This is a genomic window from Streptomyces sp. E11-3, from assembly GCF_046540415.1.
Classification (GTDB): Bacteria; Actinomycetota; Actinomycetes; order Streptomycetales; family Streptomycetaceae; genus Streptomyces.
In genome coordinates this window covers 1,547,542-1,570,644 of sequence record NZ_JAZGRL010000001.1, presented here as the reverse complement: position 1 = coordinate 1,570,644, position 23,103 = coordinate 1,547,542, and the positions used below count along the sequence as shown (strand labels likewise).

The 23,103-nt window shown below is 71.5% G+C and carries 7 protein-coding genes and 1 pseudogene; 5 read left to right on the top strand and 3 right to left on the bottom strand.

The annotated features are described in order from the left end of the window. Window positions 1–315: 315 nt before the first annotated feature. The 5 genes and pseudogenes from U9R90_RS07195 to U9R90_RS07175 form a co-directional block, all read left to right on the top strand. Window positions 316–561: pseudogene (locus tag U9R90_RS07195) on the top strand (AMP-binding protein); the annotation flags it as partial. Window positions 562–665: 104 nt separating this feature from the next. Beyond that, window positions 666–7,007, top strand: coding sequence for an amino acid adenylation domain-containing protein (locus tag U9R90_RS07190; RefSeq protein WP_411055546.1), 6,342 nt, complete (start codon window positions 666–668; stop codon window positions 7,005–7,007). 11 nt (window positions 7,008–7,018) lie between these two features. After that, entirely contained in the window at window positions 7,019–18,778 is an 11,760-nt protein-coding gene (locus U9R90_RS07185) for an amino acid adenylation domain-containing protein (protein ID WP_411055545.1), read from the top strand. A 48-nt stretch (window positions 18,779–18,826) separates the two neighbouring features. Further along, entirely contained in the window at window positions 18,827–20,155 is a 1,329-nt protein-coding gene (locus U9R90_RS07180; RefSeq protein WP_411055544.1) for a lysine N(6)-hydroxylase/L-ornithine N(5)-oxygenase family protein, read from the top strand. Further along, window positions 20,152–20,367: an MbtH family protein gene (locus tag U9R90_RS07175; RefSeq protein ID WP_411055543.1), complete on the top strand. Its 216-nt coding sequence runs from the start codon at window positions 20,152–20,154 to the stop codon at window positions 20,365–20,367. The genes U9R90_RS07180 and U9R90_RS07175 overlap by 4 nt, the downstream gene beginning before the upstream one ends. A gap of 50 nt (window positions 20,368–20,417) precedes the next feature. Here U9R90_RS07175 and U9R90_RS07170 read toward each other — a convergent pair whose 3' ends face one another. The 3 genes from U9R90_RS07170 to U9R90_RS07160 form a co-directional block, all read right to left on the bottom strand. Further along, on the bottom strand, window positions 20,418–20,921 hold the full coding sequence (locus U9R90_RS07170) for an FBP domain-containing protein (RefSeq protein ID WP_411055542.1): 504 nt from the start codon (window positions 20,919–20,921) through the stop codon (window positions 20,418–20,420). A 92-nt stretch (window positions 20,922–21,013) separates the two neighbouring features. After that, window positions 21,014–22,624: a cation acetate symporter gene (locus U9R90_RS07165; protein ID WP_411055541.1), complete on the bottom strand. Its 1,611-nt coding sequence runs from the start codon at window positions 22,622–22,624 to the stop codon at window positions 21,014–21,016. After that, complete coding sequence (locus U9R90_RS07160; protein WP_411055540.1) at window positions 22,621–23,025, bottom strand: DUF485 domain-containing protein; 405 nt, start codon at window positions 23,023–23,025, stop codon at window positions 22,621–22,623. Before U9R90_RS07160 ends, U9R90_RS07165 begins: the two co-directional genes overlap by 4 nt. Between the last annotated feature and the right edge of the window lie 78 nt (window positions 23,026–23,103).

Genomic DNA, 23,103 nt, shown 5'->3' with positions numbered 1-23,103 from the left:
GCCCTGGTGCGGGTCGAGTTGGATGTCCCGTCGACAGGACGGGCCGGTGCCCTGGCCGACCGGACAGCGTGAATCGTCGAGGTGGCGTGCCGACACAATCCTGCTTGACCTCGGCAGCACCCAGGAGTGAAGCTGAGGTCCGTCCTGGGGGTGGTGCGTCGTGCCCTGCGGGATTCCTGTCCGGGAAATCCCAGAGGTTCTCCCGATGAATGCGAATGGGCGGGTTCCGCCGTCGTCTGTGAAATTGATGCCGCGTTGTCGCGGACATCAGCGCTACCCGAACCGATTCACTGGTCCACTTGTTCAGCTGGGGTGATGCACGTGCGTGATCCGGTCCCCGCCACAACGATTCCCGCGCAGTTCGCACTGCGGGCCGCGGCGACCCCCGAGGCCGTCGCGGTCGTCTCGGACGACCGCCAGCTGACCTACCGGGAGCTCGACGTCCGGTCGGCCCGGCTGGCGGGCGAGTTGCGTCGGCGCGGCGTGGGCCCGCAGTCGCTCGTGGCGGTGGCGTTCCCGCGCTCCACGGAGCTCGCCGTGGCGCTGTTGGGGGTGCTGCGGGCCGGTGCGGCGTATCTGCCGGTGGACCCCGACTACCCGGCCCAGCGGGNCGGCTGGCGGGCGAGTTGCGTCGGCGCGGCGTGGGCCCGCAGTCGCTCGTGGCGGTGGCGTTCCCGCGCTCCACGGAGCTCGCCGTGGCGCTGTTGGGGGTGCTGCGGGCCGGTGCGGCGTATCTGCCGGTGGACCCCGACTACCCGGCCCAGCGGGTCGAGTTCATGGTGCGCGACGCCCGGCCCGTGCTGCTGCTCACCCTGGCCGGGGTGGCGGCGGACTTCCCCGACAGCTGTCCCCGCGTGGAACTCGAAACCCTGGAAGGGGGTGAGCTGGAGGGGCGGGACGAGCGGATTTCGGACATCGCCCCCGAGCCGCTGGAGGACCCGGCACAGCTCGCGTACGTGATCTACACCTCCGGATCGACCGGGACCCCGAAGGGCATCGGCATCACCCACCGCGACGTGCTCGGCCTGGCCGCGGACCGGCGCTGGCGCGGCGGAAACCACGCGCGGGTGCTGCTGCACTCCCCGCTGGCCTTCGACGCCTCGGTCTACGAGCTGTGGGTACCGCTGCTCAACGGCGACGTGGTCGTCGTCGACCCGGCCCCGGATCTGACCCCTGACTCGCTGGCCGCGTTGGTGGACCGGCACGGCGTCACCGCGGTCTTTCTGACCAGCGCTCTGTTCAGCCTTCTGGTCGGCGAGGACGCGGGCTGCCTGAGCGGACTGCGTGAGGTGTGGGCCGGTGGTGAACGCGTCTCACCGCAGGCGGTCCAGCTGGCCCGCGAGGCCTGCCCGCACACGGCGTTCATCAATGTCTACGGGCCGACGGAGACGACGGTGTTCGCCACCCACCACCGGGTGGACCCCACCGAGTCCGTCGGCGCGGAGATCCCCATCGGGCTGCCGATGGACCAGATGCGCGGCTACGTGCTCGACGAGGAGCTGCGCCCGGTGGCGCGGGGAATGCCCGGTGAGCTGTACCTCGCGGGTACGGGACTGGCCCGCGGCTATCTGAACCGGCAGGCCCTGACCGCGGAGCGTTTCGTCGCCTGCCCGTTCGGCACCGCGGGCGACCGGATGTACCGCACCGGGGACCTGGTGAGCACCACCCCCGAAGGCGAGCTGGTGCACCTGGGCCGCACCGACGAGCAGATCAAGCTCAGGGGCTTCCGGATCGAACCGGGCGAGATCGAGACGGTGCTGCTGTCACACCCCGAAGTGGCGCAGGCCGCGGTCATCCTCCGCGAGGGAAGCGGCACGGGGACGGGGCGGCACCTCGTCGGCTACGTGGTCCCGTCGGGTACGGGCCCGGGCGACGCCGAGTTCACGCTCGGCTCCGGTCTGGTGACAGGGGAGCTGCGGGGATTCGTCGCCGACCGCCTGCCGCGGTTCATGGTCCCCGCGGCGTTCGTGGTGCTGGACCGGCTGCCGCTGACACCGAACGGCAAACTCGACCGGGACGCGCTGCCCGTCCCCGAGTTCACCGGCGAAACGTACCGGGCGCCCCGCACCTCTGCGGAGGAGACCATCGCGGGACTCTTCGCGGAGGTACTCGGCCGGGAACGCGTCGGTGTCGACGACGACTTCTTCACCCTGGGCGGCGACAGCATCCAGGCGATCCAGGTGGTCACCCGGGCCCGCGCCCAGCGCCTGACGCTCAGCCCCGGAGAGGTCTTCCAGCACCGGACGGTGGCCGAACTCGCCGCGCACGCGCACGGACGGGCCGACACAGAGCCGGAACTGGCCGAACTCACCGGCGCCGGGGTCGGCCGGATGCCGCTGATGCCGGTGGCCAAGTGGATTCAGGAGCTCGGCCCCGGACTGGACCGGCTGTCACAGGCCGTGGTCCTCGAACTGCCGCCGGACATCGACCGGGACGGTCTGGCCGTGACGATCACGGCGGTACTGGACCGGCACGACCTCCTGCGTACGCGCCTTGAGCCCGACGGCCTGCTGGTCGGCCCGCCAGGCTCGGTCGACGCGGACGCCCTGGTCCGGCGCGTCGGCTGCGACGGGGACTGGTCGGCCGGCGCCTGGCGCCAGCTGCTGCTGAGCGAACTGGACCAGGCCGCGGGGCGGCTGTCACCCGCCGCGGGCGTGGTGGCGCAGTTCGTGTGGTTCGACCCCGGACCAGATGCGGGCGCCGGACCCGGACGGCTGCTGGTGGTGCTGCACCACCTGGTCGTCGACGGGGTGTCCTGGCGCATCCTGATGCCGGACTTCGCCACGGCCTGGGACCACGTCAGGGCCGACAAACCCCCGGCGCTCCCGGCCGTCGGCACCTCGGTACGCCGCTGGGCGCACGCCCTCGCCGAGACCGCGACAGCCCAGGACCGTACGGCGGAACTGCCCGTGTGGCGGTCCATCGTGGAAGGACCTGACCCGCTGCTCGGCGCCCGGCGGCTCGACCCCGCCGTGGACGTCATGGCCACCGTCGACAAGACACGCGTCCTGCTGCCGGTCGCCGTCACCGAAGCGCTGCTGACCGCCGTACCGAAGGCCTTCCACGGGGGGACGGCCGACGCCCTGCTGGCGGCATTGGCCCTGGCAGTCACCCGGTGGCGCCGCACGCGGGGCGTCGACGAACCGTCGACCCTGCTGCGGCTCGAAGGCCACGGCCGCGAGGAGGACGCTGTTCCGGGCGCGGACCTGGCCCGCACCGTGGGCTGGTTCACCAGTGTCTTCCCGGTACGTATGGACCTGGCGGGCATCGACGTCGATGAGGCGTTCGCGGGCGGACCCGCCGCGGGAGCGGTGATCAAGGCGGTCAAGGAACAGCTACGCGCCGTTCCGGGCAAGGGACTTGGCTACGGATTGCTGCGCTACCTCAACGACGAGACCGCCGCCGTGCTGCGTGACCATCCGCTGGGCCAGATCGGGTTCAACTACCTGGGCCGGTTCTCGGCCGCCGACATGCCCGAGTACCTGCGCGGCCTCGGCTGGACACAGACCGATGACCTCACGGAGTTCGCCGAACTGGCCGAGCTCGACGCGGGACACGACGCGCGGATGCCCGCCCTGTCCGAGGTGGACATCAACGCGATGGTCACCGACACACCCGAAGGCCCCCGCCTCGGCGCCCTGTTCGGCGCCCCCACCGGAGTGCTGCCGCCCGACGAGGTGCGGCGGCTGGCCGACCTGTGGCGGGCCGCGCTCGAAGGGCTCGCCCGGCACGTCGCCGCACCCGGCTCGGGCGGGCTGACCCCGTCGGACGTACCGCTGGTACGGGTGCAGCAGGGCGAACTGGAGGAATGGGAGGCGCGCTACCCGGGACTGGCGGACGTCTGGCCGCTCACCTCACTGCAGGCCGGGCTGCTCTTCGAGTCCATGGCCGGCGACTTGGCCGTTGACGCCTACCAGGTCCAGTACACCCTCCACCTGTCGGGACCGGTCGAACCGGCCCGGATGCGGGCCGCCGGACAGGCGCTCCTCGACCGGCACGCCGCCCTGCGCACCGCGTTCGTGCCCAACGCGGCGGGAGACCTGGTCCAGTTGGTCGTCGAGGGCGTCGCCCTGCCCTGGCGCGAGACCGACCTGAGCGGACTCGCCGAGCCGGAGCGCGACGAGGCGTTCGACCGACTCCTCGCCGACGACCTGGCGACGCACTTCGACCCGGCGACACCACCCCTGCTCCGGCTCACCCTGGTCCGCAAGGGGCCCGAGCACGCGGAACTGGTCCTGACCGCACACCATGTGCTGTTCGACGGCTGGTCGATCCCGCTGCTCGCACAGGATCTGCTGCGGCTCTACGGATCGGGCGCGGACGGTACGGCGCTGCCCCGCACCCGCGGCTTCCGCGACTTCCTGGCCTGGCTGTCCCGCCAGGACCACGCCGAGTCGGCCCGGGTGTGGGCGCGCGAACTCGACGGCTTCGATGAGCCCGCGCTCCTCGCCCCCACCACCGGACCCCGGACCGGCCGCACCGGCGTCGGCCAGACCGAGGTGCCGCTGCCCGCGGACACCGCCCACACCCTGGCGCGCCGGGCAGCGGAACTCGGCGTCACCCTGAACACAGTCGTCCAGGGAGCCTGGGCGCTACTCCTGGGGCAGCTGACCGGACGCCAGGACGTGGTGTTCGGGGCCACCGTGGCCGGCCGCCCGCCCGCACTGCCCGGCGTGGAGTCGATGGTCGGCCTGTTCCTCAACACCGTTCCGGTACGGGTGCGCTGCGCACCGGGGGACAGCGTCGCCGAGGTCCTGACCGCACTGCACGACCGGCAGGGCGCCCTGCTCGACCACCACCACCATCCCCTGCACGAGATCCAGCGCGCCACCGGCCTGCCCGCCCTGTTCGACACCTACGTCGCCTTCGAGTCCTTCCCGCTGGACCGGGCCGGGATCGCCGAGGCGAGCAAGGAGGCCGGTGTCACCTTCACCGGTCTGCGCCCCGTCGCCACCACGCACTATCCGTTGTCCGTGATGGCGCTGCCCGCCGACGGCGGCACCCCTCTGCGGCTCGTACTGCAGTACCAGCGGGACCTCTTCACCCCCGACGCCGCGGACGGTCTCGCACAGCGCTTCGGACGGGTCTTGCGGCAACTGGCCACGGACACCGGCCGGCCGGTGGGCTCGATCGACCTGCTCGCACCCGCCGAACGGGACGTGCTGCTCAGGGAGTTCAACGACACGGCCGTACGGGACACCCCGACGACGATCCCGCACCTCTTCGCCTCGCAGGCGGCCCGGACACCGGACGCGGTCGCGGTGGTCTGCGGCGAGACGACCCTGACGTACCGGGAACTCGACGAGCGGGCCGACCGGGTCGCCCACGGCCTCGGCCGGCGCGGCGCGGGCCCCGAGTCGCTGGTGGCGGTGGCCCTGCCGCGGTCCGCCGAGCTGGTCGTGGCGCTGCTCGGCGTACTGAAGTCCGGCGCCGCGTATCTGCCGCTCGACCCGGAGTACCCGGGCCACCGCCTGCAGTTCCTGCTCGCCGACGCGAGCCCCGCGCTGATCCTCACCGACACACCCACCGGCAGCACCCTGCCCCCCACCGACGCGCCACCGCTGCGGCTGGAGGAACTGCTCGACGGCCCCAGCGACGCCGACGGCCCCAGCGACTCCGACGACCCCGGCGACTCCGACGGCACCCGGTACCTCCAGGGACCACGCCCGCACAACGCGGCGTACGTGATGTACACCTCCGGGTCCACCGGTACCTCCAAGGGCGTGGCCATCACCCACCGCAACGTCACCAGCTGCCTGCCCGCGCTGGCGGCCGGACTGGGAGTCGGCCCAGGCGCCCGGATGCTCGCGGCGGCCTCGGTCAACTTCGACGTATCGGTGTTCGAGATCTTCTCCACGCTGTGCACGGGCGGGGTCGTCGAGGTCGTCAGGGACGTCCTGACCCTGGCCGAGCGTGACGGCTGGTCCGGTGGAGTGATCAGCACGGTCCCCTCGGCGTTCGCCGAACTCCTCGACCAGGTGCCGGGCCGGATCAGCGCCGAGACGGTCATGCTGGCCGGTGAGGCACTGCCCGACCCGCTGGTCCGACGGATCAGGGCAGCCATGCCCGGGGTCCGGGTGGTCAACGGCTACGGGCAGAGCGAGACCTTCTACGCCACCACATACGCCCTCGCGGGCACCGACCCATGGGACGGCAACGCTGCCGGAGCCCCGATCGGCACCCCACTCGACCAGGTACGGGCCTATGTCCTGGGCACCGGCCTGCAGCCCGTCCCACCCGGTGTGGTGGGGGAGTTGTACGTGTCGGGCGCCACGGTCGGCCGCGGCTACCGGGGCCGGTCCGCGATGACCGCCGGACGGTTCGTCGCCGACCCGTTCGGGCCCGCCGGGGCCCGGATGTACCGCACCGGAGACCTGGCCCGCTGGAACGCGCACGGTCAGCTGGAGTACGCCGGGCGCGGCGACGCCCAGGTGAAGATCCGCGGGGCCCGCGTCGAACCGGCCGAGGTCGAGGCGGCACTGGCCGCCCACCCCGAGGTCGAGCAGGCGGTCGTCGCCGTCAAGGACGGCCGCGGCGCCAGCGCGGCCCGGCGGCTGGTCGCCTATGTGGCTCCCGGTGGCACGCCCGACGCGCTGCGCGGGTTCCTGGCGGAGAAACTGCCCGACTTCATGGTGCCCACGGCCTTCGTCGTCCTGGACAGGTTCCCGCTGATGCCGAACGGAAAGCTGGACCGCGCCGCGCTCCCGGAACCGGAGTTCACCGGGGCCGCCTACCGCGCACCCAGAGACGCCGACGAAGAGGCACTGTGCCGGCTGTACGCGGAGGCCCTCGGCGTCGAACGCGTCGGCATCGACGACGACTTCTTCGCCCTGGGCGGGCACTCCCTGGTGGCGACCCGGCTGATCAGCCGCGTCCGTACAGAGCTCGGCCGGGAGATACCGGTCAGCGCGGTGTTCCAACGCTCCACCGTCGCCGAGCTGTCCCGTGAACTCAAAACCCTGGCCACCCCCAGCAGGCCGCGCCTGCGCAGGATGACCGACCGATGAGGAGACGCCGAGTGATCCCCCTGTCCTTCGCCCAGCGGCGGCTGTGGTTTATCGACCGGTTCCAGGGGCCGTCGGCCACCTACAACCTCCCGTTCGTGCTCCGTCTGCACGGCACTGTGGACGTGACCGCGCTGGCCTCTGCCGTACGTGACGTGGTCACCCGTCACGAGAGCCTGCGTACGGTCTTCGTCGAGGACGACGAGGGCCTGCCCACGCAGCACGTCGTCCCGGCCGACCGCCTGGACCTCGCGGTGCCGGTCGTCGACGTGCCGCCGGACGGCGAGGCCGACGCGCTGGCGCGGGCGGTTGCCCACCGCTTCGACCTCACCGCCGAGATCCCGGTCCGCGCGTCCGTGCTGCGCAGCGGCCCCGAGGCACACCTCCTCGTCCTGGTGGTGCACCATGCCGCGGCCGACGGCGAGTCGATGGCGCCCCTGGGCCGCGACCTGGCCGCCGCGTACACCGCCCGGCTGCGCAACGAGCCGCCGAGCTGGCCGGAACTGCCCGTGCAGTACGGCGACTACACCCTCTGGCAGCGCGAACTGCTCGGCGACGAGCAGGACCCCGACAGTGTGCTGGCCACCCAGCTGGAGTACTGGCGGACCGAACTCGCGGGCGCCCCCCAGCAGCTGCGGCTGCCCACCGACCGGCCGCGGCCCGCGACCGCCAGCCACCGCGGCGACATGGTCGAGTTCGCCATCGAGCCCGGTCTCCTCGCGGCCGCCGAGGAGGCGGCGCGGGCCCGGGGCGTGACGACGGCGATGGTGATGCAGTCGGCGCTGGCCGTGACCCTGCACCAGCTCGGTGCCGGAGACGACCTCACCATCGGGTCCACGAACGCCGGGCGCCCCGACGAAGCGCTGACCGAGCTGGTGGGCTTCTTCGTCAACACCTGGGTGCTGCGCGCCGACCTCTCCGCCAACCCGTCGCTGGCCCAGGTCCTGGACCGGGTACGCGACACGGCACTGCGCGCCTACGACCACCAGGACGTGCCCTTCGAGCGGCTGGTGGAGGCACTGAACCCGGAGCGCTCCACCGCGTACCACCCCTTGTTCCAGACGATGTTCACCTGGCAGAACCACGCCCGCCTCGACCTCGCGATGCCGGGCCTGAGCGCCGAGTTGGAGGCGGTCCCCACTCCGACCGCCAAGTTCGACCTGGAGTTCAACTTCGCGGCCGACGCCCCCGGCCAGGGCATGCACTGCAACCTCGAGTACGCCACCGACCTGTTCGACCGGTCCACCGTGGCCGACATCGGGGCGCGCTTCCTGCGCGTCCTGCGGTGCCTCACCGAGGCACCGGACACCCTGGTCGGCGCGGTGGACGTACTGGCGCCCGCCGAGCGCGACCTGCTGGCCGGGTTCAACGACACGGCCGCCGCCACACCCGACCTGACGATCCCCGAGTTGATGGAGCGTCAGGCACACCGGACGCCGGATGCGGTCGCGGTGGTCCACGACGAACAGCAGCTGACATACCGCGAACTGGAGGCGCGCGCCGCCCACCTGGCCCGCGAGCTGAACCGCCGTGGCGCGGGCCCCGAGACCTGTGTCGGCCTGGCCCTGCCCCGCTCGGCGGACCTGGTCGTCGCGATGCTGGGCATCCTGAAGTCCGGTGCCGCCTACCTGCCGATCGACCCGCGGTACCCGAGCAAGCGGCTGGACTTCATCCTCTCCGAGACCCGGCCGCAGCTGGTCCTCACCGACTCCGACACCGCTCAGACCCTCCCCGACCAGGGCACACCCCGCCTGTACCTCGACGACCTCAAGCTCGACGAGGGCAACGCGGACGCCTGGGCACCGCCCCCGGTCCGGCCGGACAACATCGCCTACGTGATGTACACATCGGGCTCCACCGGCAATCCGAAGGGCGTCGCCATCACGCACCACGGCGTGGTCAACGGCGTGACCCGGCTGGCCTCCGTGGTCGGCGTCGGCCCCGGCTCACGGATGCTGGCCGGTACGTCGGTCAACTTCGACGTGTCCGTCTTCGAGATCATCACCACCCTCGGCGTCGGCGGCACCGTGGAGATCGTCCGGGACGTGCTGGCCCTCGGGGAACGGCCCTCCTGGTCCGGCAGCGTGATCAGCACGGTCCCCTCGGTCTTCGCCGAACTCATCGACCACATCGCCGACACCACCACCGTCGACACCGTGGTGTTCGCGGGAGAGGCGCTGCCCGCCGCCCTGGTGCACCGCGTCCAGGAGGCGTTCGACGGCGTTCGGGTGGTCAACGCCTACGGGCAGAGCGAGAGCTTCTACGCCACGGCCCTCATCGCGGCGCCGACCGCATCGGACGCCTCGGGCAGCGCCCCGATCGGAGCGCCGCTCGGCAACATGCGCGCCTACGTCCTGGGCCCCGGGCTGCTGCCGATGCCGCCCGGTGTCGTGGGCGAGCTCTACGTCGCCGGCGCCGTGGGACGCGGCTACCACGGTCGGGCGGGGCTGACCGCCGACCGGTTCGTGGCCGACCCGTACGGCCCGGCCGGGTCCCGGATGTACCGCACCGGCGACCTCGCCCGCTGGAACGCCGACGGCCAGCTGGAGTTCGCCGGGCGCGACGACACCCAGATGAAGGTACGCGGCTTCCGGATCGAGCCCGGCGAGGTCGAGGCGGCGCTGACCGCGCATCCGGGAGTGGCGCAGGCCGTGGTGACCACCCACCAGCGGCCCGGTGGCACCCAACTCGTGGGCTATGTCGTCCCGGTGGCCGTCGGAAACCTCGGCACCGTCGAGAGCCTCGGCCATATCGACGTCGACCTGACCGCGGGCGTGTCCGTGCCGGAGCTGCGCACCTTCGTATCCGCCAGGCTGCCCGAGTTCATGGTCCCCTCGGCCTTCGTGATGCTGGACCGACTCCCGCTGGCGCCCAACGGGAAGCTGGACCGCGCTGCCCTCCCCGCACCGGAGTTCAAGGGCGGCACCTACCGCGCACCGGATTCCGTGGAGGAGAAGATCCTTGCGGGGGTCTATGCGGAGGTGCTGGGCCTGGACCGGGTCGGCGTCGACGANTCGGGCGGCGACGGTACGACGCTGCCCCGCGTACGGGGATACCAGGACTTCCTGGGCTGGCTGTCGCGGCAGGACCGGGAGGCCGCCGCCCAGGCGTGGGCGGACGAACTCGCCGGAGTCGACGAACCCACCCTGCTCGCCCCCGCCACCGAAGCCGACATGGCCACCGCGGACATCGGATCGGTCGACGTACCGTTGCCGCCCGAGCTGGCCATCGCACTCTCCCAGCGGGCCGCCGAGCTGGGGGTCACCCTCAGCACCCTCGTACAGGGCGCCTGGGCCGTACTGCTGGGCCAGCTCACCGGCCGCCAGGACGTCGTCTTCGGCGCCACGGTCTCGGGCCGACCCGCCGCGGTGGACGGGGTGGACTCCATGGTGGGGCTGTTCATCAACACCCTGCCGGTACGGGTGCCGTCGGTGCCCGGCGAGTCACTCGCCGAGCTGCTGACCAGCCTGCAGAACCGACAGGCCGCCCTGCTCGACCACCACCACTACGGTCTGGCCGACATCCACCAAGCCGCAGGTCTCAACGCTCTGTTCGACACCGTCGTGGTCTTCGAGTCCTTCCCCGTCGACCGCGTCGGCATCAGCGAGGCCAACAGCGCGGCCGGGGTCACCCTCACCGGCCTGACCCCGTTCAGCGGCAGCCACTACCCGCTGGCCGTGACGGCCGACGCGGACCCCCATCTGCGGCTGGCCCTGCAACATCAGCACGCGGTACTCGACCACGACACGGTGACGGCCATCGCCGACCGGTTCCTCCAGGTGCTGCGCCAAGTGGTGGACGACCCGCACGGTCAGGCCGGGCAGGTCGACATCCTCACCCCCGCCGAGCGGGAGCAGGTCCTTGAGCGGTGGAACGACACCGCGCGGCCGGTACCGGCCGCCACGGTCTCCGAGGCGTTCGCGGCACAGGCCGCGCGCACGCCCGACGCCACCGCCGTGGTCTTCGACGACACCGCGCTGACCTACGCGGAGCTCGGCCGGCGCGCGAACCGGCTGGCACGACACCTGGTCACCCAGGGCGTCGGACCGGAGACCGTGGTCGCGGTGATGCTGCCCCGGTCCGTCGAGATGGTCGTCGCGCTGCTCGCGATCCACAAGGCGGGCGGCGCCTACCTCCCCGTCGACCCCGGCCTCCCCGCCGAGCGGATCGCCTTCCTGCACGCCGACGCGCGCCCGCTGCTCACCCTCACCACCGCGGACGCCCCCGAGGTGGCAGGGGTCCCCCGCGTCGCGGTCGACGATCCCGCGCTCGCCCTGCCGGAGGCCGACACGGATCTCACCGACGCCGACCGGGTCCGGCCGCTGACCCCGGCCCACCCCGCGTACGTCATCTACACCTCCGGGTCGACCGGCCGCCCCAAGGGTGTGCTGGTCGAGCACGCGGCGATCGTGAACCGTCTGCAGTGGATGCGCGAGAACTACGGCGTGGCCGCGGGCGACCGCATCCTGCAGAAGACCCCGCTGGGCTTCGACGTGTCGGTCTGGGAGGTGTTCCTGCCCCTGATCGCCGGCGCCACCCTGGTCGTCGCGAAGCCGGACGGCCACCGCGACCCGGCCTACCTGGCCCGGCTGATCCAGGAGTCCCGGATCACCCTCGCGCACTTCGTGCCCTCCATGCTGCAGGCGTTCCTCCAGGAACCCGCGGCGGGCGCCTGCACCAGCCTGCGTGAGGTCATCTGCAGCGGAGAGGCGCTCCCCGCGCACCTGCGCGACCAGTACTACACCGTCCTGGACGCGCCGCTGAACAACCTCTACGGCCCGACCGAGGCCGCCGTCGACGTCAGCGCCACCCCCTGCCCCCGGACGGACACCGGCACGGTGACCATCGGCAGCCCTGTGTGGAACACCCGGCTGTACGTACTGGACGGGCATCTCAAGCCCGTCCCGCCGGGCGTGGCGGGCGAGCTCTACATCGCCGGAGACCAGCTGGCCCGCGGCTACCTCCACCGGGCAGGACTGACCTCCGGGCGGTTCGTGGCCAACCCGTTCGGCGCACCGGGCAGCCGGATGTACCGCGCGGGCGACCGGGTCCGCTGGGACGAGCACGGCCGCCTGGAATACCTCGGCAGGACCGACGACCAGGTCAAGATCCGCGGGTTCCGAGTGGAACTCGGCGAGATCGAGAGCGCGTTGACCGGCCACCCCGGCGTCGAACACGCGGCCGTCGTCGCCCGCGAGACCCCCGGCGGACAGCAACTGGTGGGGTACGTCGTCCCCGCGCCCGAGACCGCGGGGGAAGTGGCGCGGATCAGCCGCCTCAGGCGCGAGGGCCGACTCGACGGGGTGGAGCTGCACGAGCTGCCGAACGGCATGCTGGTGTCCGCCCGCAACCGGTCGAACGTCCTCTTCCTGTACGACGAGATCTTCACCAGGAACGAGTACCTCAGGGGCGGGGTGACCCTTCCCGAGGGTGCGTGCGTCGTCGACGTCGGCGGACACGTGGGCCTGTTCTCGCTGTTCGTGAAGACCCTGCGGCCCGACTCCACGATCCACGCCTTCGAGCCGATGCCCGAACTGGCCGAGATGTTCCGCCTCAACGCCGCACTCCACGACATCGACGTCGTGGTCACCAACTGCGCCCTGGGGCGCGAACCGGGCCACGCGGTGTTCACCTACTACCCGGAGATGTCCCTGCTGTCCGGGCGCTTCGCCGACGAGAGCGAAGAACGCCACATGCTGGAGCGGGTCATCGACAACGAGCGCGACCGCGAGGTCGACGCCCCCGGCCCCGAGGCCGATCCCGCCCAGGACGACGAGGCGGTGGCGGAGCTGCTGACGGAGCGTCTGCGGAGCGTGCCCGTCGATGTCGAGCTGCGGACGCTCTCCCAGATGATCCGGGAGAACGGCATCTCCGTCATCGACCTGCTGAAGATCGACGCGGAGAAGGGCGAACTGGACGTCCTGCTGGGCATCGAGCCCGAGCACTGGCCGATCATCCAGCAGATCGCGGCCGAGGTCCACGACATCGACGGCCGCCTCGACACCGTCGTCGCGCTGCTGCACGAGCACGGGTTCCACACCACGGTGGACAGCTCCCAGGAGCTCGCCCAGACCGGCATGCACTCCCTCTACGCCGTACGCCGGCCCACCGGCCACCCGGCCGCCCGGCCCGCGCTGTCGGCCGAACCCGGCCCGTCCGTTGCACCGGATCCGTCCGCCGAAGGGAACCACTGGTACAACCCCGGCCAGCTCACCGACGCCGTCCGCACGCACAGCGGAACCCGACTGCCGGAGTACATGGTGCCCTCGGCCCTCGTCGTCCTGGACACACTTCCGGTGACCGCGAACGGCAAACTGGACCGGGCGGCGCTGCCCGCCCCCGAGTTCGCGGGTGGCACCGGAGGCTCGCGGGACCCGCGCACCCCGCAGGAGGAGATCCTGTGCGCCCTGTTCGCCGAGGTGCTCGGTGTGGACGGCATCGGGATCGACGACGACTTCTTCGCGCTGGGCGGGCACTCCCTGCTCGCCACCCGGCTCATCAGCCGAGTCCGTGCCGCCCTGGGCGCCGACGTCCCGATCCGCACGGTGTTCGACTCGCCCACCGTCGCCGAACTGGCGGCGCGGGTGTCGGCCGGTTCCTCGGCACAGCCACAGCTCCGCAGGGCCGAACCCAGGCCGGAGCGGGTGCCGTTGTCGTACGCCCAGCGCAGGCTGTGGTTCGCGGACCGGTTCGAAGGGCCGTCCGCCACCTACAACCTGCCCGTGGTACTGCGCCTGGAAGGCACCCTGGACGTGCCCGCACTGCGGGCGGCGGTACACGACGTGGTGGCACGCCACGAAACGCTGCGCACCCTCGTCGCCGAGGACGACGGAGTGCCGTACCAGCGGATACTGCCCGCCGACGAGGTCTCCCTCGACGTCCCCGTCGTAGCGGCGGGCCCCGAGGGCACGGACCGCCTGATCGCCGACGCGGTGGGTCACGCCTTCGACTTCGCCACCGAACTCCCGCTACGGGTCCACGTCTTCCGGGAGAGCCCGCAGGACCACGTACTGCTGCTGGTCATCCACCACATCGCGGGAGACGGCGAGTCCCTCGCCCCCCTGACCCGCGATCTCGGGACGGCCTACGAAGCCCGCCGCCGTGGCACGGCACCCCAGTGGCCCGAACTGCCCGTGCAGTACGCCGACTACACGCTCTGGCAGCGTGAACTGCTCGGCGACGACAGCGATCCGGACAGCGTCCTGGCCCGGCAGTCGGCCTACTGGCGCAACGAGTTGGAGGGGGTGCGGCAGCCGTTGCCGCTGCCCACCGACCGTCCCAGGCCGCCCGTGGCCAGCCACCACGGAGACCTGGTGGACTTCACCCTCGACCCCGCGCTGACGGCAGCGGTGGAGGACCTGGCCAGGGCACACGGCGCGACCGTGCCCATGGTGCTCCAGTCGGCCCTGGCCGTACTGCTCAGGCAGCTCGGCAGCGGGGACGACTTCACCATCGGGTCCCCGATCGCCAACCGCACCGACGCCGCCCTGGCCGATCTGGTCGGCTTCTTCGTCAACACCTGGGTGCTGCGCGTACGGATGCCGGCGGACCTCTCGTTCGTCCAGCTGCTCGACCAGGTACGGGACAAGGCACTGGCCGCCTACGACAACCAGCACGCACCCTTCGAGCACCTGGTGGAGCTCCTCAACCCGGACCGCTCCACCGCCTACCACCCGCTGTTCCAGGTGATGTTCGGCTGGCAGACCATCGGAGCCGACGACCTCGAACTGAGCGGCCTGCGTGCGGATCTGAAGACGATCGCCACGCAGACCGCGAAGTTCGACCTGTTCCTCACCATGGCCGACGTACCGGGACAGGGAGTCGTCGGCAACCTGGAGTACGCCACGGACCTGTTCGACCGCTCCACGGCGGACGACATCGCGGCCGGTTTCGTCCGTACCCTGCGCCACCTCGTGGCTCACCCCGACCGTCCGCTCGGGACGGCGGCGGGTGCCCACCAGGAGACCCACGACGAGACGCGCGTGACGATCCGCGGCGCCGAGGTCGACCTGCGCGAGGTCGAGGCCGTACTGTCCGCGCACGCCGGTGTGGCCGAGGCGGTGGCGGTCGCGAACACGGGCCGCAACACCGGCCGCCGACTGGTCGGTTACGTCGTTCCGGTTCAGCCGGGTGAGCGCGAGACCAGCATGGACTTCACCGCCGGCGTCTCCTCCGTGGAACTGCGTACCCATGCGTCGGCACGGCTGCCCGAGCACATGGTCCCCTCGGACTTCGTCGTACTCGACCGGCTGCCCCGCACGCCAGACGGCACCCTGGACCGCGCCGCCCTCCCGGAGCCGACCCTCACCGGTGGCGCCTACCTGGCCCCCCGGACGGCCGCGGAAACGGTCCTTGCGGGGGTCTATGCGGAGGTGCTGGGCCTGGACCGGGTCGGCGTCGACGANACGGGCGGCGACGCAGCCGCGCTGGCGAAGCCACCCGCGTACGGCGACTTCCTGACGTGGCTGTCGCGGCAGGACCGGGAGGCCGCCGCCCAGGCGTGGGCCGACGAACTCGCCGGAGTCGACGAACCCACCCTGCTCGCCCCCGCCACCGAAGCCGACGTGGACCTGGGTGACACCGGGCAGCTTGAGATACCACTCCCGGCCGATGTCGCGGCAGAGCTGTCCCGGCGGGCCACCGAACTGGGCGTCACGCTCAACACGGTGGTGCAGGGCACCTGGGCGCTCGTCCTGGCGGGCCTGACCGGCCGCCAGGACGTGGTGTTCGGCGCGACGGTTTCGGGCCGCCCCGCAGAGGTGCGAGGCGTGGACTCGATGGTGGGGCTGTTCATCAACACCCTGCCCGTACGGGTACGGCTGTCACCGTGGGACAGCGTCGGCGGGATGCTCACCGGCCTGCAGAACCGGCAGGCCGCCCTGCTCGACCACCACCACTGCGGACTGACCGAGATCCACCGGGCCACCGGGCTCCCGGCGCTGTTCGACACGGTGACGGTCTTCGAGTCGTTCCCCGTCGACCGCGAGGGCATCAGCGAGGCGAACCAGGCGGCCGGAATCGCGATCACCGGCGCGAGTTCGGCGAACGGCACCCACTACCCGCTGGGCGTGGCGGCCACCGCCGAACCCCATCTCCGGGTGGTCCTGCAGTTCCAGCGCGACCTGTTCGACGCGCCGACCGCCGAGGACATCGCCGACCGGTTCGCCCGGGTCCTGCGACAGGTGGCGGCCGATCCGGACACCCCGGTCGGAGCGGTGGACGGGCTTGGCCCGGCCGAGCGGAACCGGCTGCTGGCCGACGTCAACGACACCCTCCCCACCGAGGTGCGCGTACCGCAGGGGACGGTCCCCGAACTGTTCTCCGCACAGGCCGCCGCCAGCCCGGACGCGCTCGCCGTGGTCTGCGACGACATCTCGCTCACGTACCACGACCTCGACACCCGGGTGAACCGCCTGGCCGGCGAACTGACCAGGCGCGGCGTGGGCCCCGAGTCGGTGGTGGCGGTGGCCCTGAGGCGCTCGCCCGACCTCGTCGTGGCGCTGCTCGCGGTGATGCGGGCCGGAGGTACCTATCTGCCCGTCGACCCCGCCCTGCCGGACGAGCGGATCGCCTTCATGACCGCGGACTCCGGCGCCCGGCTGGCGCTCGTGGACGGGACGACGGCCGCGAAACTCTCCGCGCTCCCGGTCCCGGCCCTGCGCGTGGACCAGGCGCCGGACGGCCCGGGGGAGACGGACGCCGGATGCGCGGCGCTGCTCGACGGCGCCGCCTACATCATCTACACGTCCGGCTCGACCGGGCGTCCCAAGGGCGTGGCCGTCCCGCACCGCGGTCTCGCCGCCCTGGCCGCGGCCCATGTGGAGCGGCTCGGCGTCACGGCCGGGAGCCGTATGCTCCAACTCGCCTCGCCGAGCTTCGACGTATCGCTCTGCGAGCTGTTCACGGCCCTGCTGTCGGGCGCGACCGTGGTCATGGCCGACATCAGCCGCCTGGCCCCGGGAACGCCCCTCGCCGACACGGTCGCCGACCATGCGGTGACCCATGCGATGATCCCGCCCGCGATGCTCGCGATGGTGCCCGCCGAGGCCCTGCGCACGGTGCGGTCGCTGGTGGTCGGCGGCGAGGTGACCCCGCCGGAACTGGTGGCCGCCTGGGCGCCGGGCCGCCGGATGGTGAGCGTCTACGGGCCGACGGAGACCACGGCCTGCGTCACCATGAGCGCACCGCTGGCCGCGGACAGCGGACTGCCGCCGATCGGCCGGCCGATCCCGGACACCCGGGTGTACGTACTGGACGAGGCCCTGCGCCCGGTGCGGCCCGGAACGGCCGGCGAACTGTACATCGCGGGCGCGGGCGTGGCACGCGGCTACGTCGGCCGCCCCGCCCTGACAGCGGGACGCTTCCTGCCGTGCCCGTTCGGACCGCCCGGTGAACGGATGTACCGGACAGGCGACATCGTGGTGTCCGCCCCGGACGGGCAGCTGATGTTCCAGGGGCGGGCCGACGACCAGGTGAAGATCCGCGGGTTCCGGATCGAGCCGGGCGAGATCGAGGCGGCGCTGCTGGCGCATCCCGCCGTCACCCAGGCCGCCGTGGTCGTGGACGACCACAACGGCGACCGGCGGCTGGCCGGATACGTCGTGCCCGGGTCTCAGCACCCCGGCGGCGAACTGCCGTCGGAACTGCGCCGCCATCTGCGGGCGCGGCTGCCGGAGTACATGGTGCCCGCGGCGCTGATGACCGTCGGCGAGCTGCCGTTCACCCGGAACGGAAAGCTGGACCGTCGGGCGCTCCCCGCCCCGGACTACGCCGCGGCGTCGACCGGCCGCCGCGCCGGGACACCACGGGAGGAGATCCTGTGCGCCCTGTTCGCCGAGGTGTTGGGCATCGACCGGGTGGGCGTCGACGACAGCTTCTTCGCCAGCGGAGGCCACTCCCTGCTGGCCACCCGGCTGATCAACCGGATTCGGGTGGTGCTCGGCGTCGAACTGCCCATCCGTACGGTGTTCCAGTCGCCCACCGTCGCCGAACTCGCGGCCCAGCTGGAAACCGGTGGTGTGGCGGCCGGTGCCTCGGACCCGTTCGCGGCGGTCCTGCCCATCAGGCCGGGCGATGCCACCAAGGCCGGGAAGGAGCCGCTGTGGTGGATTCACCCCGGCGGCGGAATCTGCTGGCCCTACCTGGGATTCGCCGGGCTGCTCCCGCAGGACCGGCCGGTCTACGGCATCCAGGCCAAGGGCTTCGACGGGGCGACGCCGCTGCCCGAATCGCTCGACGCCATGGTTGCCGACTACGTCGCGGAGGTGCTGGCCGTGCAGCCGCGGGGTCCGTTCCATCTGCTGGGACTCTCCATCGGGGGCACCCTCGCCCACGCGATGGCGGCGGAACTTCAGCGGCAGGGACACGAGGTGGCGCTGCTGGCCCTGCTGGACAGCGCTCCCAGCGGCTATCTGGCGGAGCAGGCGCCGCCCACCGCGGCCGAGATACGGGAGTACTTCACCGAGCACCTCGCCGGTATCTCCGGCACCACCGAGGGGGATTCATTCCTGGAGAACGCGGTATCGGTCATCGTCAATCACACCAGCCTCCTGCCGGAGTTCAGCTCGCCGACCTACCGTGGCGATGCCCTGTTCTTCAACGCCGTGCCGAAGCCGGAAGGGTCGTTCGCGGACCTGTGGCGGCCACACATCCAGGGCACCGTGCAGGAACACGACATCGACAGTGCGCACGGCGACATGTATCTGCCCGGACCAGCCGCCGAAATCTGCCGGATCATCGGCGCTTCACTGTCGGAGGCCGACGGGACGCCGTGAGTTCCCGCAGGGTTGCATCAGCTCGGCCGTCAACAAGGGGAAGAATCTATGGAAACGCGTGAGCCTGAGATATACGACGTCGTGGGAATCGGGTTCGGGCCTTCGAACTTATCGCTCGCCGTCGCCCTGGAGGAGCAGCCGGAACCGGTGACGGCCACCTTTCTCGAACGGCATCCGTCGCTCAGCTGGCATCGCGGAATGCTGATGTCCGGTGCCAAGTTGCAGGTGTCCTTCCTGAAAGACCTGGCGACATTCCGCAACCCGGTCTCGGAGTTCAGTTTCGTGTCGTATCTGCACGACATGGGACGGCTGACGAGGTTCGTCAACAACCAGGACTTCTTCCCGACCCGGCAGGAGTTCCACGACTACCTCGAATGGGCCGGGGCGAAGGTCGCGCACCGCGTCGCCTACAACTCGGAGGTCACCGCTGTCCGGCTCCCCGCGACCCACGCGGGCGGACCGGCCGAGCATCTGCGGATCGAGGTGCGCGACCCCCAACGGCCCGGCCAACCGCGGCTGGTCGACGCACGCAACATCGTCATCTCCACCGGGCTCGTGCCCAAGATGCCCACCGGGATCGCCCGCGACGCATCCGTGTGGCACAGCTCGGAGTTCCTGCACAGGCTCCGGGAGCGGGACACCGACGCGCTGAAGAGGGTGGCCGTGGTCGGCGCGGGGCAGAGCGCCGCGGAGATCGTCCGGTACCTGTACGACACCCTGCCGGGCGTCAGCGTCTCCGCGATCCTGCCGTCGTACGGCTACTCCATCGCGGACGACACCCCCTTCGCGAACCAGGTCTTCGACCCGAGCGCGGCGGACGACTTCTACCGGGGCTCGGACCGCGCGAGGGAAGCGATCTGGCAGTACCACAAGAACACGAACTACTCCGTGGTCGACGACGAGGTGATCCGCGACCTCTACCGGCGTGCCTACGACGACGAGGTCGGCAAGGCGGGACGGTTGGACTTCATCAACCTGGCCAGGGTCGTCGACGTCAAGCACGGCGCGAACGACACCCGGGTCACCGTGCACTCGCTGGCCAGCGAGGAGTCGTACGACCTGGATGTCGACCTGCTGATCTGTGCCACCGGCTATGAACCGATGGACCCGGCGGAGGTACTCGGCGACCTCGCCGCGCACTGTGTCCAGGACGCGGAGGGCCGCTACCAGGTCAGCCGGGACTACCGACTGGTCACGACCGCTGAGCTGAAGAACTGCGGAATCTATCTGCAGGGCGGGACCGAACACACCCACGGGCTGTCCTCCTCGCTCCTGTCGAACCTGGCCGTCCGCAGTGGGGAGATCGCGACGTCTCTCCTGGACCGACGAGTCACCACGCAAGAGGCGCAAGAGGACGAGAAGGAGATCCGCGTATGAGCACCAACCCGTTCGACGACGAGGACGGCCGGTTCTACGTCCTGGCCAACGAAGAGGACCAGCATTCGCTCTGGCCGACGTTCACGCCGGTGCCGGACGGCTGGCGGGTCGTGTTCGGCGAGGACGGCCGTCAGCAGTGCCTGGAGTATGTGGAGGCGAACTGGACCGACATGCGTCCGAAGAGCCTGCGGGAGGCCATGGCCGCGGACTGACACGCCCGGGCCAGGCCCCAGGCCCCCGGGCTAGGCCCCCGGGCGGGGGCCTAGCCCGCGGTGACCTTGGCCGCGAAGGCGTCCAGGTTGCCCGTCATACGGGCGATGCGCTCGTCCAGGGTGAGGGACTCCGCGTAGCGCACCGAGCGCAGCTTCGGCTGGCGCTTGCCGCGGAGGTACTGGGGGCAGGCGAGGTCGGCGCAGATGTAGGTGCCGACCGTGTTGCCCTCGCGGCCGCGGGCGCCCGCGAGGCGGGCGGCGAGCAGGGTGACCCCGGAGGAGGCGTGGGCCGTCAGGCAGATCTGGCACAGGCTGGACTTCACCGCGCTGCTGCGGGTCACGGCCGGGACGCGCAGGGTGATGCCTAGGGGGCCGTTCGCGCGGGGCAGGACGAGATGGGCGCGCAGCGGTGCACCCGGATCGACCCAGCCCAGGAAGTCCAGGTCCTCCCAGGGCAGTTCGGCGAAGTCGAGCGGCAGCTTGGCGCGCGCCGCCTCGCCTTTGGTGCAGTTCACGAAGGACGAGCGGATCTGTTTCTCACTGAGCGGTTCCACGGGCGTCGACCCTACGTACGCCCTGCTCGTGCCGCACCCCAATATCCGGAGCCTCGCCCTGGCAGCCCACCACCGCCAGGGCGAGGCTCCGGTCAGGTGTTGGTTCCGGCGCCTGCCAGGATGCGGGGTTCGGCGGTGTCGTACTCGCGCTCCTGGTTCTCCTGGTCGCCCTGGCCGCTCTGGATGGTGCCCAGCCAGCCGAGGAAGAAGCCGAGGGGGATGGTGACCAGGCCGGTGGTGTGCATCGGGAACCAGGCGAAGTCGAGGCCGGTGAAGAGGGCGTGCTCGCCGCCGGAGACCACCTCGGAGAAGGTGAGCAGCACCAGTACGGAGACGGTGCCGCCGATCATCGTGTAGAGCAGCCCGGTGTTGGTGTACCGGCGCCAGAACAGACGGTAGACCAGGGCCGGGGCGATCGCCGACGCGCCGATGCAGAGCGAGAGGGTGATCAGGGCCTGCAGGCCCCAGTCCTGTACGGCGATCGCCAGCACGATGGCCGGTGCGCCCACCGCCACGGCGGCCAGCCTGGCGGCCCGCAGCTCCCGGGCGGCCGGCAGGGGCTTGCGGCGCAGGCCCAGGGCGTAGAAGTCATGCGCGAGCGAGGAGGCGCAGGCCATGATCATGCCCGAGACCGAGGAGAGGAGCGTGAGGAACACCGCGGTGGCCACGGCGGTGAAGAGCAGACTGGCGACCATCGAGGAGCCTTCGGCGACGCCCTGGCTGACCTGGAGGATGGCGAGGGTGCCCTGCGGGCCGCCCGCGGCGAGCGCGTCACGGCCGATGATCGCCGCGGCGCCGAAGCCGATGATCGCGAGCAGGAAGCTGACGACACAGACCGTGCCGACCGCCCAGGACATCGAGCGCCGGATGTGGCGGGCGCTGTGAGCGGTGTACATACGCATGGTGACGTGGGGCAGGACGGCCGCGCCGAGCACCACGGTCACCATGCCGCTGACCGTGTCGAGTTTGCCCAGGCCGTCGGTTCCGAAGCGCATCCCCGAGGTGAGGTAGGCCTCGCCCGCGCCGCTGCCGGTCTTGGCGTCGGACAGGAGCTGCGCGGGGTTCCAGTCGAACTTGTTCATGATCAGGAAGGCGACGGCGGCGGACGCGATGAGCAGCACCACGATCTTGATGGTCTGGATCAGCGCGGTGCCCTTCATCCCGCCGATCGCGGCGTACGCGATCATCAGGGTTCCCAGGACGACGATGCACCCGGTGCGGATCGCGTCGCCGTCGAACCCGAGGATGAGGGCGACGAGATAGCCACTCGCGGCGAGCTGCACGATCATCATCGGCACCAGGCCGATCAGCGTCACCGCGGAGGAGACCATCCGCACCGTACGGTCCTTCGAGCGCCGCGCGAGCGCGTCGCCCATCGTGAAGCGGCCCGCGTTACGCAGCGGTTCGGCCAGCAGGAACATCAGCAGCAGCAGGGAGAGCGCGCTGCTGAGGGCCAGGGTCAGGCCGTCGAAGCCGGTGAGCGCGATGAAGCCGACGGTGTTGAGGATGGTGGCCGCGGAGATGTAGTCACCGGCGATGGCCAGACCGTTCGGGATCGACGACATGCCGCGGTAGCCGGTGTAGTAGTCGCTCAGGTCGTCCCGCTCCGCGCTGTTGATGATGCACAGCAGCAGCGTGAAGGAGGCGATCGCGCTGAACGCCACCAGGGAGAACATCTGAGCCGAGGAGCCGAAGGTGTTCACCGGGCGCCTCCCTGGGCGCCGCGCTGCTCGACGGCGCGGCGGACGTCACGGGCGAGCGGGTCCACGGTGCGTACGGCGGACCGCTCATAGCCGATGATCGCGGCGAAGGTGACCGGGAACTGCAGCAGTCCCATGACGAGCCCGAACGTGAACCCGCCGAACATCTCGGTCTCCATCAGCTCCGGCGCGTACCCGGTGAGCAGCAGGAACAGCGTGAAGTAGCCCAGCGCCGCGAGGGTCATGGAGCGCCGCAGCAGGCGGTACGAGGAGCGCAGCCGCGGCAGTCCGGCCGGGGGGCCTTCCGGTACGGGGGCCGGGCCCGGGTGTCCGTGACCGTGCGGGGCGAACAGGCCCGCCGACGGGGACGGTGGTGGCGGGAACGGGTCGGGTCCGATTGACATGTGGGGGCAGCTCCTGTGCGTCGGGTGCGACGGGGCCCGTCGCCTTGCCGCTGGTGCCGGGGGCGGCGGGCAGCGGGT